The organism is Marmoricola sp. URHA0025 HA25 (genome assembly GCF_054059435.1).
In genome coordinates this window covers 472,235-487,681 of sequence record NZ_JBSSCD010000001.1, presented here as the reverse complement: position 1 = coordinate 487,681, position 15,447 = coordinate 472,235, and the positions used below count along the sequence as shown (strand labels likewise).

The 15,447-nt window shown below is 70.1% G+C and carries 15 protein-coding genes; 4 read left to right on the top strand and 11 right to left on the bottom strand.

Annotated elements, in window-relative coordinates; translation table 11 throughout:
* Positions 1 to 24: 24 nt before the first annotated feature.
* The 5 genes from ACVW00_RS02325 to ACVW00_RS02305 form a co-directional block, all read right to left on the bottom strand.
* Entirely contained in the window at positions 25 to 561 is a 537-nt protein-coding gene (locus ACVW00_RS02325; protein ID WP_457109285.1) for a hypothetical protein, read from the bottom strand.
* Positions 558 to 1,100: an RNA polymerase sigma factor gene (locus tag ACVW00_RS02320; protein ID WP_457109284.1), complete on the bottom strand. Its 543-nt coding sequence runs from the start codon at positions 1,098 to 1,100 to the stop codon at positions 558 to 560. The genes ACVW00_RS02325 and ACVW00_RS02320 overlap by 4 nt, the downstream gene beginning before the upstream one ends.
* An 84-nt stretch (positions 1,101 to 1,184) precedes the next feature.
* Positions 1,185 to 1,505, bottom strand: a complete 321-nt coding sequence (locus tag ACVW00_RS02315; RefSeq protein WP_457109283.1) for a hypothetical protein — start codon at positions 1,503 to 1,505, stop codon at positions 1,185 to 1,187.
* Positions 1,506 to 1,661: 156 nt separating this feature from the next.
* Positions 1,662 to 2,246 (bottom strand): TetR/AcrR family transcriptional regulator, encoded by a 585-nt coding sequence (locus tag ACVW00_RS02310; RefSeq protein WP_457109282.1) that lies wholly within the window; start codon positions 2,244 to 2,246, stop codon positions 1,662 to 1,664.
* Positions 2,246 to 3,187 (bottom strand): NADP-dependent oxidoreductase, encoded by a 942-nt coding sequence (locus tag ACVW00_RS02305; RefSeq protein WP_457109281.1) that lies wholly within the window; start codon positions 3,185 to 3,187, stop codon positions 2,246 to 2,248. Before ACVW00_RS02305 ends, ACVW00_RS02310 begins: the two co-directional genes overlap by 1 nt.
* 110 nt (positions 3,188 to 3,297) lie before the next feature.
* On the opposite strand from ACVW00_RS02305, the gene ACVW00_RS02300 reads away from it, so the two are divergent.
* Positions 3,298 to 3,930: a TetR/AcrR family transcriptional regulator gene (locus ACVW00_RS02300; RefSeq protein ID WP_457109280.1), complete on the top strand. Its 633-nt coding sequence runs from the start codon at positions 3,298 to 3,300 to the stop codon at positions 3,928 to 3,930.
* 27 nt (positions 3,931 to 3,957) lie between these two features.
* On the opposite strand, the gene ACVW00_RS02295 is transcribed toward ACVW00_RS02300, so the two are convergent.
* Both ACVW00_RS02295 and ACVW00_RS02290 read right to left on the bottom strand, forming a co-directional pair.
* The gene (locus tag ACVW00_RS02295; RefSeq protein WP_457109279.1) at positions 3,958 to 7,509 is read right to left on the bottom strand and encodes an ATP-binding cassette domain-containing protein; all 3,552 of its coding nucleotides are present in this window, start codon (positions 7,507 to 7,509) and stop codon (positions 3,958 to 3,960) included.
* A gap of 56 nt (positions 7,510 to 7,565) precedes the next feature.
* Positions 7,566 to 8,123 (bottom strand): TetR family transcriptional regulator, encoded by a 558-nt coding sequence (locus tag ACVW00_RS02290; protein WP_457109278.1) that lies wholly within the window; start codon positions 8,121 to 8,123, stop codon positions 7,566 to 7,568.
* An 83-nt stretch (positions 8,124 to 8,206) separates the two neighbouring features.
* Here ACVW00_RS02290 and ACVW00_RS02285 point away from each other — a divergent pair, with 83 nt between their 5' ends.
* The 3 genes from ACVW00_RS02285 (at position 8,207) to ACVW00_RS02275 (ending at position 10,878) form a co-directional block, all read left to right on the top strand.
* On the top strand, positions 8,207 to 9,106 hold the full coding sequence (locus tag ACVW00_RS02285) for an SDR family oxidoreductase (RefSeq protein WP_457109277.1): 900 nt from the start codon (positions 8,207 to 8,209) through the stop codon (positions 9,104 to 9,106).
* A gap of 110 nt (positions 9,107 to 9,216) precedes the next feature.
* Positions 9,217 to 10,227, top strand: coding sequence for a hypothetical protein (locus ACVW00_RS02280; RefSeq protein ID WP_457109276.1), 1,011 nt, complete (start codon positions 9,217 to 9,219; stop codon positions 10,225 to 10,227).
* A 48-nt stretch (positions 10,228 to 10,275) separates the two neighbouring features.
* Positions 10,276 to 10,878, top strand: coding sequence for a hypothetical protein (locus ACVW00_RS02275; protein ID WP_457109275.1), 603 nt, complete (start codon positions 10,276 to 10,278; stop codon positions 10,876 to 10,878).
* 64 nt (positions 10,879 to 10,942) lie between these two features.
* On the opposite strand, the gene ACVW00_RS02270 is transcribed toward ACVW00_RS02275, so the two are convergent.
* The 4 genes from ACVW00_RS02270 to rpsD form a co-directional block, all read right to left on the bottom strand.
* Positions 10,943 to 12,811, bottom strand: coding sequence for a putative Ig domain-containing protein (locus tag ACVW00_RS02270; protein ID WP_457109274.1), 1,869 nt, complete (start codon positions 12,809 to 12,811; stop codon positions 10,943 to 10,945).
* A gap of 215 nt (positions 12,812 to 13,026) precedes the next feature.
* Positions 13,027 to 13,683, bottom strand: a complete 657-nt coding sequence (rplQ, locus tag ACVW00_RS02265; protein WP_457109273.1) for a 50S ribosomal protein L17 — start codon at positions 13,681 to 13,683, stop codon at positions 13,027 to 13,029.
* A gap of 68 nt (positions 13,684 to 13,751) precedes the next feature.
* Complete coding sequence (locus tag ACVW00_RS02260; RefSeq protein ID WP_457109272.1) at positions 13,752 to 14,765, bottom strand: DNA-directed RNA polymerase subunit alpha; 1,014 nt, start codon at positions 14,763 to 14,765, stop codon at positions 13,752 to 13,754.
* A 64-nt stretch (positions 14,766 to 14,829) separates the two neighbouring features.
* The gene (gene rpsD, locus ACVW00_RS02255) at positions 14,830 to 15,438 is read right to left on the bottom strand and encodes a 30S ribosomal protein S4 (RefSeq protein ID WP_457109271.1); all 609 of its coding nucleotides are present in this window, start codon (positions 15,436 to 15,438) and stop codon (positions 14,830 to 14,832) included.
* Positions 15,439 to 15,447 lie beyond the last annotated feature (9 nt).

Below are 15,447 nucleotides of genomic sequence, written 5' to 3'. Positions count from 1 at the left end.
TACGGGCAGCGCCTCCGGCTCGACTCAGCACGAGCCGCCCGACCAGGTCACGGCGACGGGTGACCCGACGTCGGCGGTGTCGGAACCGCTCGTGACGATGTCGAGCTCCGCACCGCTGGCGATCTGGGGACCGGAGAGCGTGAAGCGCAGTCCCCCGTCGACCTTGGCGAGTGCGACAGTGCAGTCCGAACTGCCCGTGCCCGCGGTCGAACGGCTCTGGCCGTCGGCCTGTGTGAAGCCTTCGACATGCGAGATGTCGGCGCGGACGCCCTCCGCTGCCAGGGCGTGTTCGAGCCCGCTGGCATCGGACAGGTCGTAGACGGTGACGACGACGTCCCCGTCGGGCTGCGCATCAACGGCGTACGCCGCGCTCGGGCCCGCGATCCCGGCGCCGAGACCGACGGCGACGAATGCAGCTGCCGCGGTGGTCAGACCGCCTGCGAGCAGGCCGACGGTCCATCGCCGGCGAAGGTTTCGCGACGCCGCTGCATCCGGTTTGCGGGCGGAGACGTGCTCGCGCAGCTCGGTGAGCAGGGACTGTTCGAACGTGTCGAGACTCATGAGATGACCTCCTGGATCACGGGGTGGAGTTGTGCCTGGACCCGGGCACGGCTGCGGTGCAGCCGGACCCGCGCGGTGCCCGGCTTCACCCCGAGCACGGCGGCGGCTTCGTTGACCGAGAGCCCGTCGAGCGCGACCAGCTCCATCAGGGCGCGGTCGCGTTCGGGCAGGGCCGAGAGGGCGGCGTACAGCCTGCGGCTCTCGCGCTCGGCGTCGATCCGCTCCTCGATCCGGGCCAGCGAGTCGGCGTCGAGCAGGCGCCGACCCGATATCCGGCGTACGACGGCCCGGTCGCGTGACTGGCGGCGGAACTCGGTCGCCACGACGTTGCGCGCGACGCCGACCAGCCACGCCGCGGGTGTGCCACGGTCGGGGCTGTAGGACGCTGCGGAATCGACCGCGGCCAGGAAGATCTCCGCCGTCAGGTCGGCCGCGAGGTGCGCGTCCGAGACACGGCGGGCCACGAAGCGTCGCACCGTCTCCAGGTTCTCGCGGTAGAAGACCTCGAAGACCTCTGCGTCCGTCGCTATCGATCCCACGTCGAGACGTTCGGGAGTGTTCATATCTCTCATTGGTCGCTCGGGTGCTCGACGTTACATCGGCACCCGGCGGATCGCGGGTCTTCAGTCATCAGGCCCGAAGTGAACGGCGAGGACGCGGCGGAGCAGCTTCGCCAGGCCCTCCTCGGCCCGCTGGAGACCGTTGCCGTCCGGATCGACATACCTGACGGTGACCGTGACGGTCGGGTCATCGGGCCCCCGAGGTCCACTCGTCTCGATCTTCGCCCGACCACCGAGGACTCTCCCCGCCTGGTGCGCTGCCCAGAGCAGGTCGACGAAGCGCTGGGTCGGGCACGGGTCGACGTCGACGGCGTAGAGGCCGTCGATCCACAGCTTCGAGGCGATCTCGACGACCTGGTCCCAGTGGGGGTCCTTCGACTTCATCGATGCCTCCGACCTCGACGTTGGATCTCGGCCCGCAACGAGCGGGCCTGCAGTGAACGACTACTCATCAAGGTTGCGCGGCGGGTTCGGGCTGCCCCAACAAGTTGGGACGAACAGAGGGGCAACGTCTCGTTGGTTGCCCGACGCGATGCGCGGTCAGGCGTCGGGCCGCTGCGTGGCCAGGCCGAGCCGGGCGAAGTCGGTGAGCGCTGAGGCGAAGGAGGCATCGATGGGTTCGCCGGTCATGAGCAACCGGTGATGGATCGAGCCGTAGAGGGCGTCGACGACGCTTCTCAGGTCGACGTCCGTGCGGATCTGACCTCGGTGCTGGCCTCGGAGGAGAATGCGCAGGAACGCGTGGCGGCGAGCCTCGATGACCTTCACCCGGAAGCTCGTCGCGAACTCCTGGTCGTTGAGAGCGTCGCTGATGAGGCCAGTCATGATCGACCCAGCGCCACAGACGTTCAGCCGGAAGGCCAGCTTGAGCAGGTAGGTCCGCAGGTCGGCGATCGCATCGCCGGTGTCGGTCACCTCCGTGGACTCGTCGGTGTCGGAGGTGAAGGCGTCGAGCACCAGTGTCTTGCGCGATGACCAATGCCGGTAGATCGTCGACTTGCTGACACCGGACGCCCGCGCGACGGCGTCGATGGTCACCGACCGGTAGCCGATCCTGTCAATGAGCTCGACCGTCGCCACGATCACCCTTCGCCGGGTCTCCACGACCGGCCCGTAGCTGTTCATCAGGACGTCAGCGAGCGGGCGACGGGTCCCTGGACGCTGATGACCGTCTTGCCGTTGCGCCGGTCGGGGGAATTGAGGGCCGCGACAGCATCGCTCAGCGACGCCGTGATCCCGATGTTCGTCCGCAGCCGCCCGTCGCGCACCCGATCGACGATCTCAGTGAGCTGGGCGCGATCGGACTCCACCACGAAGTCGACCACCAAACCCTCAGCGGGCCGCGCCTCCGCGGGCCCTACGACGGACACCAGTACTCCGCCCGGCCGAATCAGGCCCGCGGACCGCTTCTGGATGTCGCCGCCAAGGACGTCGAAGACCAGGTCGACGCTGCCGACGTCCTCGAGGGTGTCGTTCTCGAGGTCCAGGAACTCATGTGCGCCGAAGTCAAGGGCCTTCTCGCGGTCGGCGGCGCGACCAGTGCCGATCACGTGGGCACCCGCTTCGCGTGCCAGCTGCGTCACCATCGTGCCGACTGCGCCGGCCGCACCGTGCGCAAGGACGGTCTGCCCCGCCCGCAGACGGCCATGCGCGAACAGTCCCTGCCACGCGGTCAAGCCGGAGATCGGCAGCGAAGCGCCCACGAGGTGGTCGACGTCGCCGGGCAGCGGCGCCAGGTTGCGCGCCTCGATCGCGACGTACTCGGCCAGAGTGCCGTCGCGATACCAGTCGGCGAGGCCGAACACCCGCTGCCCCACCGACAGCCCCGTCGTGCCGTAGCCGAGGGCGGTGACCACGCCCGCAAGCTCGTGTCCCGGGATCGACGGGGTGCGGTCACGCTGCGCGCGATCGGTCCAGGTCGAGGGCCACCCCAGCTCGGTGGCGACGAAGCCCGCCGCGTGGACCTGCACGACGACGTCGTTGATCGCTGCCGTTGGCCGAGGCCGATCGACCAGTGTCATGCCGGATGTCCCTGCAGCCTGGTCGGTCACCACGATCGCCTTCATCGCCTGTCTCCTCTACTTGGGTCGGGCCCGCTGCTCATAATGGGTTATGCAGCCCATTCAAGCCTCATTGCATTGGGTTGTCAAGCCCAATCCGCGCTATGGTGCTGGTCATGACCGGTACGACGGAGACGGCTGCGCCGAACCTGACGCGCAAGGGGCAGGCGACCCGCGAGCGGATCCTCGAGTGCGCCGTCGACCTGATCTACCGCCACGGCGTCCAGGGCACCAGCAACGACGCCCTGCGCCGGGCAGCAGGGGTGAGCGGATCCCAGCTCTCGCACTACTTCCCCGACAAGGAGAGCCTCGTGCGCGCGGCGTTGGCCTGGCGAGCCGAGTCGATGATGGGGCTTCGCCAGGTCCCACCGCGAGGGCCGCTCGACAGCATGGATGCGCTTCGCGCGTGGGCGGACGGCTACGTACGGAAACCCGACGTCGTGGCAGGCGGCTGCAGCTTCGGATCGCTGGCCGCCGAGGTCCTCAAGTCCGACCTCGACGTGCAGGACGCCGTCGCCGAAGGCTTCGCTCGGTGGCGCGCACAGTTCCGCGACGGACTCACGGCGATGCGGGATCGCGGACAGTTGCGGCCGGACGCCGACCCCGACCAGCTCGCCACCGCCCTGATGGCCGCGTTCCAGGGCGGGCTCCTCCTGACCCAAGCCGCACGAGATGTACAGCCGCTGCGCGAAGCCCTCGACGCCGCACTCGCCCACGTCGAGTCCTATGCCACCCACGGCGCCCACTGAGGTCCTGCTCGTGCGTTGACCCGAACGTCAACCCGCGAGGTGGGCCCAGGCGGGACCGATCTCGTCCCACGGGCCGATGGCGGCGACCTCGCCGTCGACGAGTACGACGACCCGGTCCGCCTGCGCAAGGGCGGCGCGCTTGGCGGTGGCGCCGATCACGGTGGTCCGCCGCTCACGCAGTGCCGCCCACAGCTCGACCTCGGTCGCCGCATCGAGTGCGCTGGAGACGTCGTCGGCCAGCAGGAGCTCGGCGTCGGTCGCCAGCGCCCGCGCCAGGGCAAGACGCTGTACCTGTCCGCCGGAGAGCCGGACACCTCGGTGCCCGACCAGCGCGTCCTTGCCACCGGCCTCCTCGATGTCGCGGACCAGGCGCGCGGCGGAGACCGGGTCGTCGAACGACCGCCGATGGCTCAGCAGCACGTTGTCGGAGAAGCTCCCCGACAGCACCCTGGGCACCTGTGCGACATGGGCGACCTGCGCCGGCCGGAGGAACGCCTGCGGGTCCGTGACCTCACGACCGTTCCACAGCAGCCGGCCGGAGTGCTCCATGAGACCGGCGAGCGCGGAGAGCAGGCTGGACTTGCCGGACCCGACCTGCCCGACCAGGAGGACCAGCTCGCCGGCCTCCACGACCAGCTCGACGTTGCTGACGCCGATGGTGCCGTCGTCGTGGATCGCCGAGAAACCGGAGAGCTCGAGGCGCTCGAGCGGCACGCGCCGGACCAGCGCGGGCTCCGGCGCCTCGCCGGTCACGAGGTCGACCCCGGGGGGAAGGTCCATCACGTCGGCACCGCCGGCGAACCGGCTCGTCTCCTTCTGCCACGCCCGCGTCCCGGGCGCCTCGGTGACGACCATCCCCGCAACCCGGCCGAACCAGTCGAAGCCCGCGACCGCGTTGGCGACCAGCAGGGCGACGGCCAGGCTCCAGCCGCCCCAGAAGTAGATCGCCCACGACGCCACGACGCCGCACTGCACCATCACCATGGGCACGCCGTCGAGGAACGCCTGCACCCGATGCTCCTTGACGGCAGCCGCCACCCGGCCCGAGTCCACCTGCCGGAGGTGGGCGTGGACCTCCGGGACCGCCGCCGCCAGCTTGACGGTCCGCGCGGAGTCCAGCGCCGAGACGAGGGCGCGCCCGAAGGTCGCGCGGGCAGAGGACGACGCGGAAGCCGATCGACCCGCGATCGGTCGCCCCAGCGTCGAAGCGAGCGCGGAGGTGACCATCACGACGAGCAGCACCGCACCGGCCATCCAGGTGCCCGCGAGCAGGGCGGTGATACCGGCGATGATCAGGCCGTTGATGAAGTCGACCCAACGGTCGGCGTACCGGGCGTAACGGTCGGCGTCCATCGAGCGCGCGACCACCTCGCCGGGCGGCGTCCGCGCGAGCCGGCGTTGCCGTGTCTGGCCGTAGAGCACCGCCATCCGTGCCCGCAGCAGGACCTCGATCCACCAGAGCGGATACCGCCAGAAGGCGTTGGCCAGCGCCAGCGGTGCGGCGAGCATGCTCGCCACGACCGCGCCGGTCAGCCAGGTGGGGCTGCCGCCGTGCTGCAGGTCCTCGACGACGCGCCCCCAGAGCAGACCGGTCACGGCACCCTGCGCTCCGGTCAGGGACGCGAGCAGGAACATCATTGCTCCGACCACGCCCCACCACGGACGGACCAGCAGTGCGTGGGCGATCCCTCGGCCCAGCGAGGGACCCGTGCCGACCTCGGCAAGCTCTGGCGGCGGACCCGACCGACGGGTCGCGCCGACGCCGCTGTGATCGGTCCGCGCGAGCTCGGCCGCGACCACGCCGGTGGGGTCGATGCCGTCGTTGGCCTCGGTGTCTTCGCTCTCCGGGCCACTGGCTTCGAGCAGGTCGCGGAACGGTCCGTCGGCCACCGCCAGCTCGGTGCGGCTGCCCTGCTGGACCACACGCCCCCGGTCGAGCACGGCCACGAGCGGCGCCCGCTCGATCGTCGAGAGCCGGTGGGCGACGAGGATGCCCGTCCGGGCCGCGATGAGACGGTCGGCGGCGGCGACGACGCGGCGCTCGGTGAGGGGGTCCATCCGCGCGGTGGCCTCGTCGAGCACGACGACGCGCACGTCGCGCACCAGCAGCCTGGCGAACGCGACCAGCTGCTCCTCGCCCGCTGACAGCGAGGTGCCGCCGGGACCAAGGAGCGTGTCCAGTCCGTCGGGCAGACCGGACACCCAGCGGTCCAGGCCCAGCTCGACGACGGCCGCGGTCACCTTGCTGCGCGGCAGCTCGGCGAAGAGCGTGATGTTCTCCGCCAGTGTGCCGGCGAGGATCTCGGTGCGCTGCGTGACCACGCCGACCGAGCGCCGAAGGCCCTGGAGATCGAGGTCGCGGACGTCGACGCCGCCGAGGAAGACGGTGCCACGCGGCGGCTCCACCGCGCGCGAGACGAGCGCAGCGAGCGTCGACTTGCCGGAACCGGTGCGGCCGACCAGCGCGACGGTCTGTCCCGCGGGCACGCGAAGGTCGACGCCGTGCAACGCGAAGGTCCCCTCGGGGTAGGAGAAGTCGAGCCCGCGGAGCTCGAGATCGAGGGGTCCGTCGGGAAAAGCACGGCCACCCTCGGGCTCCGGTGGAACGGCGAGCATCTGCCGGAGCCGGATGACGGCGCCCAGGCCCGCCTGCAGGTCCGGCAGGTGGTTGGCGGCCATCGCGATCTGGCCGACGAACGTGGAGGTGACCAGGAAGAGGGTCACCAGCTGGGCGACCGAGAGGTTGTCGGCGGACGACAGTGCCACTCCGGCGACCGCGATGCTCGCGAGCAGCGCGTGGAGCAGGATGCCGGCACGTCGTACCAGCCGGCTCTCGACGTCGACGACGGCGCGGAACTTCGCGTGGACATCCGCGGAGAGCCGCGCCACGCGCCGTACGACGTGGGCCTGGCCGAGGCTGGTGCGCAGGTCGTCGCGACCGGCGATCCCCTCCTCGAGCACGGCGGCATGGTCGGTCCAGGCCATCTCCTCGACGACCTTGCGGCGCGAGATCTCGGTGAGCAGCGACCGGATGGCGAGCCAGGTGACGCCGGCGAGCACCGGGAAGAGGACGAAGGACGGCCACCAGGTGAAGCCGGCCACCAGCCACATCGGCACGGCGCCGAAGACGGTGCGGGCAAGCATCCAGATCTGCCAGCGGACGAGGTTGCCGACCTCGTGGGTGTCGTCGTCGACGCGGTCGAGGACCTCACCCACCGCCTGCTCGTTCAGCGCGGACAGCGGCTGGCGCAGCGCCGCGCTGAGCAGGTCCTCGCGCAGCCGGCCCTCCGCGCGATCGGAGCAGCCGACCCAGGCGATCTTGCCGGCGGTGTCGACGGCGGCCGCGCCCACGAGGCAGACCGCCAGCAGCCAGACGAGGCCACCCGACGGGCTCTGGGCGAGCCGCCCCGCGACGACCGTGCCCATCGTCATCCCGCCGGCCCCCAGCGCCGCCGCGGCGAGCGCGGCCGCAGCCACCGGACTCCTGAGCCGCCGAGCGTCGACACGGCGCGACGGGTCGACCGACGCAGGCGGCGGCTGCAGGTCGGGCGTCGTGATCGGAGTGGTGGTGAGAGTCATGGCCCGACCACGCTATGCGGAGCGCCGGATGTTCTCTCCTGGTTTTCCGGGCGCGCTCAGGTGACGGCGCGCAACGCTGCCGCGGTCTCCGCGATCCGGGCGGACAACCGGCCAGGGCGCCGTGCCGAGACCCAGTGCGAGAAGGCGACCTGGAAGACGGTGATCGCACTGTGCGCGGCAAGCCCCGCCGTTGGCTCGGTGACGCCACGGGCGCGGAGTGCCTCGGCGATGGCGTCGGTCATCGACGCGAGCTTGAGCAGCTCGCGCTCCTGGAGAGTCGGGTTGGTGGCGATGATCCGCGACCGGCGTAACGCGTGCGCGTGGCGGTCCTCGAGCAGATCCGCCGCGGCCACGATCCCGGCCAGCGCGGCATCGAGAGCCGACAGCTCCGGGGCCGAGGCCAGCGTTGCGTCCTGGGCAGCGGAGGTCATCGTCTCCGAGCCGTCGAAGAGCACCTCGCGCTTGTCGGCGAAGTACCGGAAGAAGGTGCGCTCGGTGACGCCGGCCCGCTCGGCGATGTCGCTCGTGGTGGTCTGCGCGAACCCGCGCTCGTCGAACAGCTCCATGGCCGCCCGCGTCATGCGCGCCTGCGCGTCCGGCTGCCATCGGCCCATGCCGAGAAGTGTAGGGATGACAGTGACTGACATGCAGTGCTACGGTCATGACAGACACTGACATCACTCGGAAGGACTCCCCCATGCGCGTCTTCGTCACCGGTGCATCCGGCTGGATCGGCTCGGCCGTGACCGACGAGCTGCTGGCCCACGAGCACGAGGTCGTCGGCCTGGCTCGGTCCGACAGCGCGGCTGCCGCTCTCGAGGCGAAGGGCGCGAAGCCGCACCACGGCAGCCTCACCGACCTGGACAGCCTCGCCGCCGGGGCCGGGGCCACCGACGGCGTCGTCCATCTCGCCTTCAACCACGACTTCTCCGACTACGCCGGTGCCGGCCGCACCGAGCGGGCTGCGGTCCAGCGGATGCTGGACGCGCTGAAGGGGACCGGGCGGCCTTTCCTCCTCGCCTCGGGCCTGGCCACCGGCATCACGGGGCGACCAATGACCGAGGACGACCCCTCGCCCCACCACGGTGCGGACTCGATGCGCGGCGGCAGCGAGAACCTCGCCCTCGAGTACGCCGACCGCGGGGTCAGGCCCGTCGCGCTGCGGTTCGCCGCGAGCGTGCACGGCATGCGGGACCACGGCTTCGTCGCGAGGCTCACCCAGATCGCCAGGGACCGTGGCGTGGCCGGCTACATCGGCGACGGCTCGAGCCGCTGGCCCGCGGTGCACCGGACCGACGCCGCGCGGTTGGTCGGGCTCGCGCTCGACAAGGCTCCCGCGGGCGCACGCGTGCACGCCGTCGCCGAGACCGGGATCGAGTCCCGCGCGATCGCGGCGGCGATCAGTGAGCGGCTCGGCGTGCCGACCGTGTCCGTCGCACCGGAGGATGCCGAGGCGCACTTCGGCTGGCTGGCCCGCTTCTTCGGGATGGACGTCACCGCCACCAGCACCCGGACCCAGGAGCTGCTCGGCTGGACGCCGACCGGTCCCACCCTGCTCGAGGACATCGCCGCAGGGGCCTACGACCTCACCGACTGACCCGAGACGTCGTGAAGGTGCTCGACCAGTTCGGCTCGCCATTCGCGCGGTTCGGACTTCTCGGCGCAGAAGCGGGTGCACCATGGGGATCCGGAAGGTGGGGTGAGCCGATGAACCAGGCCCGTTGGACACCGTCGGCGGCAGTTGTCGGCGCGCTCCTCCTGCTTGCTGGCTGCGGCGAGAGCGACGAAGCGCCCGCGGCTGCCCCGGCGAAGGCCTCGACAGTGACCGCCGGGCCGGCGAACGTCGTCGCCCGCTCCCTGTGGAAACGCGGCGAGATCCACATCTTCGCCCCCGACGGCCTGGCCTTCCTGGGCAGCTCTGTCTACGTGAAGTCCGACGACGGCCACGTCGTCCGCGTCGACGCCCAGACCGGCAAGGTCCTCACCAAGGTCAAGGTGGACACCACGTCGGACCCGAGTCACTACTGCCAGGGCATCGGCACGGACGGAACGACGCTGTGGACGTGCTCCGCCGCCGACGGCGGGCAGACCGACGTGGTGCGACTCGACCCGGTCACACTCGAGGTGCTCGCCACCGTCAAGGTGGACAAGGTCTTCGACCAGGAAGCCATGCCGGTGCGGGCGGGCACGGTCTGGGTCCTCACCGGCACGGGTGAGACGCTGACGACCATCGACACGGCGACGAACCGCACCACCGACTACCCACTGGGCCGGCGCTGCTTCCAGGTGGCGGTCGCCGCGAGCACGGCCTACGCGACGTGCAGGCTGGCCAACGAGATGGTCGCCGTCGATGCCCGCACCGGCAAGGTCATCGCGTCGACGGACCTTCCCGATCCGGTGACCGTCGTGGCCGACGACGACGCAGTCTGGGTCAGCACGTCGAAGGGGGTGGTCGGCCTCTCCGGCGACTTGCAGCCTCGCACGGTCTTCGCCGGCCTGACCGGTGGCCTTGGCGACCTGCTGCTCACCGAGGGCTCGCTCTGGGTTCGACAGGACGCCGGCTTCCTGTTCCGCGTCGACACCAGCAGCCAACAGGTCGCGGCGCAATACGGAATCGATCCGGTGCCCAGCGGCGGCAGCCTCGTCGCCGTCGGCGACGAGATCTGGACGTCGTCGTACGACGACAACGTGGTCTTCCGCGTGCACCCGGCCCCCTGACGGCATATCGGAGAGACTCGTGGCCGACCGGCCTGCGAGGCTGGGCCGGTGACCCGCTACACGCCCTCCCGGCTGGGCCTGCTCCTCACCGGCTGCGTGGTGCTGGGGACCGGCGTCGGGCTGTTGCTGACCGCCGACCTCGGCTCGGACGGGTACTCGACCCTGGTCAACGGCGTCTCCAGGTCCAGCGGCCTGTCGTTCGTCGTGTGCAACCTCGGCGTCAGCGCGGTGTTCCTGGCGCTCGCGGCCGCGCGGCGGCTGCTGCCCGACGTCGGGACCGTGGTGCAGATCGTGGTGGTCGGGTTCACCGTGTCGTGGGTGCTCGACCTCCTCGAGACCCCGGACTCGCTGCTCGGCCGGTCGGCGTACCTGGTGGTGGCGTTCCCGGTGCTCGCGGCCGGCATCGCGGCGTACCTCGGCAGCAACCTGGGAGCGGGTCCCGCAGAAGGTGCCGCGCTCGCGTGGGACCCGCCGGTGCCGTTCAAGTGGAGCTACAGCTGCGTGCAGGGCGGCGGCGCGATCGTCGGCTGGCTGCTCGGTGCCGCGATCGGGCCCGGGACCCTCGCCGTCGTCCTCCTGCTCGGACCTGCGGTCGACCTGGCCGCGCGCACCATGCACGTCAACGTCACGCAGGGTCGGGCCGAGGACTGAGCTCCGACGCAGCTCTGCCCGGACCGGGGGAGGCCGGACCGGGCAGAGCTGTGCAACGGGTGCGTCAGGACAGGTTCAGTGCCGTGTCGTCGATGACGAACGACGTCTGCAGCGAGGAGTCCTCACTGCCGCTGAAGCTGATCGTGACCGTCTGACCGGCCAGCGACGAGACGTCGAACGACCGCAGGGTGTAGCCCGCGGCCTTGTTGAGGTTCGAGTACGTCGCCAGCGTGGTCGCGCCCGCCTTGACGGTGAGCTTGTCGTACGCCGTCGAGGTGGTCGTCTCAGCGGTGTCGATGTGCAGGTAGAACGACAGCGTCGCGCGGCAACCGGCCGGGATCGTCACCGACTGGGTGGCGCTGTCGGTGTGCGTGGACCCGTAGCCGTTCAGCCAGGCCTTCCAGCTCCCCGAGTGGGCCGGTTCGCTGGTCGAGCTGTCGACGACGCCGCTCGTGGTCGTCCAGGGAGCAGCCGACCCGGTCTCGAAGCCGGGGTTGCCGAGCTTCTGGCCGGTGCAGCCCGTGCCGCCCGACGGCGAGATGGTCCAGCTGAACGACGCCGATCCGGCGGCGTTGGTCGTGTCCTTCGCCATCACCGTCGTCGAGTACGTCGACGCCGTGGTCGGCGTACCCGAGATCAGACCCGTCGAGCTGTTGATGCTCATCCCGGCCGGGAGACCGGTGGCTGAGTAGGTCAGGGTCTGCCCCGACGCCGAGTCCGACGCGCTGATCTGCAGGCTCTTCGCAGTGCCCACGGTGCCGGTCTGCGAACCCGGGTTGGTCACGGTCACGGTGTTGCCGGTGCTGCCCCCCACGATCGGGTGCGAGATCGCACACGAGTTCGTGTCGTTCGACCATGAGGCCTGCTCGGCGAAGGTGCCGAACGAGCCGAACGAGATGTTGGCCGCTCCGCCGGTCGCACCGGGAGCGATCCAGGCGCACTCGTCGGAGTTCTCCTGGCCGTTGTAGGTGCCGCTCGTGTGGTTCGTCCAGCCGCCTGCCGGGTTCTGGTCCGACATCATCTCCTGCCACTCGTGGCCGAGCGTCATGGTGTAGCCGTCCAGCGTGCCGGCGGACCCCGAGTTGACGAAGTTGACGCCGCAGCCCTGGCCCGAGTCGATGTTGTAGGGCTGGTTGCTGAACGCGATGTCGCCGTACGGCGAGCTCACCCCGACGTCGCCGTTCCAGTCGTGCCAGGCGCAGTAGGCGCCCTGGTAGCTGTCGGGGTTGGTGCCGTGCGGCGACAGGATCACGTAGTACGCGTGGCGGTTGGACGCGGCGGTCGTGTTGCCGAAGTGCGCGGCCGCGGACACGGCCTCCTGGCCGAGCTGGGCCGCGGTGGCGACGGAAGGCGACGCCTTCGAGCTGTCGTACCAGACGCCGGAGAGCACGCCGCCGGACTGGTAGGGGACGAACGCCGCGTTCGCCGGGCAGCTGGTGGCGCCGGTGGCGACGTTCGGCCCGTCGCACCACTGGGTGAGGTCGGCGGACCACAGCTCGTTGTTGGTGCCGATGCCCTTGAACATGTTCTGGGCGGCTTCCGCGGCGTGACTGGCGTCACCGGAGAAGCTGCTGATCCCGTTCGAGGTCGTCTGGGTGCCCCACTGGGTGCCGTAGAAGACGAGGTAGACCTTGGAGTGGCCGCTCTGCACACCGATGCCGTCGACGCCACCGCCGTACGACAGCGTCTTGGGACCGGTCGCCGCGAAGTTCGCGTGCTGCCAGGCCTTCATCTTGGCGTTCGTCTCGAGGGTCGGCACGGCACCGTGGCGGTACGGGTGCCCGGTGCTGGGCGCATACGGGTTCTGCGGGTGCTTCGCAGGGCTCTGGTGTCCCGCCGCCGTGGCCGTGCCGGTGAGGGCCATGGCCGCGATCACGCCGAGGCTCGCGGCAGCGACTGCCAGCGGCCTCCACCTGGTGAGCATGAGTTTCATGGTGCCGATCCCTTCCGGGCGGCCGATCAGGCCGCCCGACTCATGAAGACGGCCGGCCAGGTCAGGCCAACCTGGATCATCTTGATGAGCAGCGGGAGCGGCCAACAAGCGCCAAAGCATGCGGCGCATGTTTGTGCACTTGTGCAGGAGCGTCGGCGTGGTACGACGACGGCCCGCCACCCTCGCGGGTGACGGGCCGTCGGACGAACCGGGCCTCAGGCCTCGGGCTTGTCCTCGGTGTCCTGCGACGCCTCGGCAGGAGCGTCCTCGGGAGCATCCTCGGATGCGTCCTCGGGGGCCTCGTCTGCAGGCGCCTCCTCGGCAACACTCTCGGCCTCGGCGGTCGCGACGTCGGCGGACTCGGTGTCGAGGACCTCCTCGTCACCGGCCACGTCGGTGGCCACGACCTCTGCCGGACCGTCCTCGCCGGCCTTCTCGACCTTGGCGGCCGGAGCGGCCTTCTCGGTCTTCTTCGCCTTCGGCGCCGACGGCGTGTAGGACTCGGTCACCAGCTCGATGACCGCCATCGGGGCGTTGTCGCCCTTGCGGGGCCCGATCTTGGTGATCCGCGTGTAGCCACCGGGACGCTCGGCGAACGTCGGCGCGATCTCGGTGAACAGCGCGTGCACGACCGACTTGTCGCGGATGGTCTTGAGGACCTCGCGCCGGTTGTGCAGGCTCTGCACGGTGCCGAGTTCGGCCTTCTTGGCCTTGGTGATCAACTTCTCCGCGACCGGGCGCAGCACGCGCGCCTTGGCCTCGGTGGTGGTGATCCGGCCGTGCTCGAACAGCGCCGTGGCGAGGTTCGAGACGATCAGCCGCTGGTGAGCCGGGCTGCCGCCGAGGCGGGCACCCTTCTTGGGAGTGGGCATTGCTTCTCTCGTTTCTCTCCGGCCGTGTCAGGTACCGGAGTAGATCGTGCGTTGATGAAGGGTTCGACTCAGTACTGCTCGTCCTCCACGAACGAGTCGTCGTCGTCGTCGTACGCCGCCAGGGCGGTTGCCGGGTCGAAGCCGGGCGCGCTGTCCTTGAGGGCCAGGCCCATCTCGACCAGCTTGGCCTTGACCTCGTCGATCGACTTCGCGCCGAAGTTGCGGATGTCGAGCAGGTCCTGCTCCGAGCGCGCGACCAGCTCACCCACGGTGTGGATGCCCTCGCGCTTGAGGCAGTTGTAGGACCGGACGGTGAGGTTCAGGTCCTCGACCGGCATGGCGAGGTCCTGGGCCAGCTGCTCGTCGACCGGCGACGGGCCGATGTCGACGCCCTCGGCCTCGACGTTGAGCTCACGGGCCAGGCCGAAGAGCTCGACCAGCGTCTTGCCGGCCGATGCGATCGCGTCGCGGGGCCGGATGGACGACTTGGTCTCGACGTCGATGACGAGCTTGTCGAAGTCGGTGCGCTGCTCGACACGGGTTGCCTCGACCTTGTAGGTCACCTTGAGCACCGGCGAGTAGATCGAGTCGACCGGCATCCGGCCGATCTCGTTGTCGGCACCCTTGTTCTGCACCGAGCTGACGTAGCCACGACCGCGCTCGACGACGAGCTCCATCTCGAGCTTGCCCTTGTCGTTCAGGGTGGCGATCTGCAGGTCCGGGTTGTGGACCTGGACACCGGCCGGGGGCGCGATGTCGGCCGCCGTGACGGCGCCGGCACCCTGCTTGCGCAGGTACATCGTGACCGGCTCGTCGTGCTCGGAGGAGACGACGAGGCCCTTGAGGTTGAGGATGATCTCGGTGACGTCTTCCTTGACGCCCTCGATGGTGGAGAACTCGTGGAGAGCCGTGTCCACCTTGATGCTGGTCACCGATGCCCCCGGGATGGAGGACAGGAGGGTACGACGCAGCGAGTTGCCGAGCGTGTAGCCGAAGCCGGGCTCCAGCGGTTCGATCACGAACCGCGAACGGAACTCGTCGACGACCTCTTCCGACAGGGTCGGGCGCTGTGCGATGAGCACTTGTGTTTCCTTTCCGAGCCCAACCGCTATTTGACGGGCTCGAACTCACTGTTGGGCGGAGGGATTACTTCTTGGAGTAGTACTCGACGATGAGCTGTTCCTGGACGGGCAGCTCGATCTGCGCGCGGACGGGCAGCGAGTGGACGAGGATGCGCATCCGGGTGGGGATGGCCTCGAGCCAGGCCGGGACGAGCCGCTCGCCGTGGGTCTCGCGAGCCACGATGAACGGGGTCATCTCGAGGCTCTTCTCCCGCACGTCGATGACGTCGTGGGCGGAGACCTGGTACGACGGGATGTCGACCTTGAGGCCGTTCACGCGGAAGTGCCCGTGCACGACCAGCTGGCGGGCGTGACGCCGCGTGCGGGCGAACCCGGCACGGTAGACGACGTTGTCCAGGCGGCACTCGAGCAGCTGCAGCAGGTTGTCACCGGTCTTGCCGGGACGACGCGAGGCCTCTTTGTAGTAGTTGTGGAACTGCTTCTCCATCACGCCGTAGGTGAAGCGGGCCTTCTGCTTCTCCTGCAGCTGGTTGCGGTACTCGCTCTCCTTGATGCGCGCGCGGCCGTGCTGGCCGGGTGCATAGGGACGCTTCTCGAACGCGGCGTCGCCGCCGACGAGGTCGACACCGAGACGGCGCGACTTCTTGGTCATGGGACCGATGTAGCGGGCCATGTCAGAACT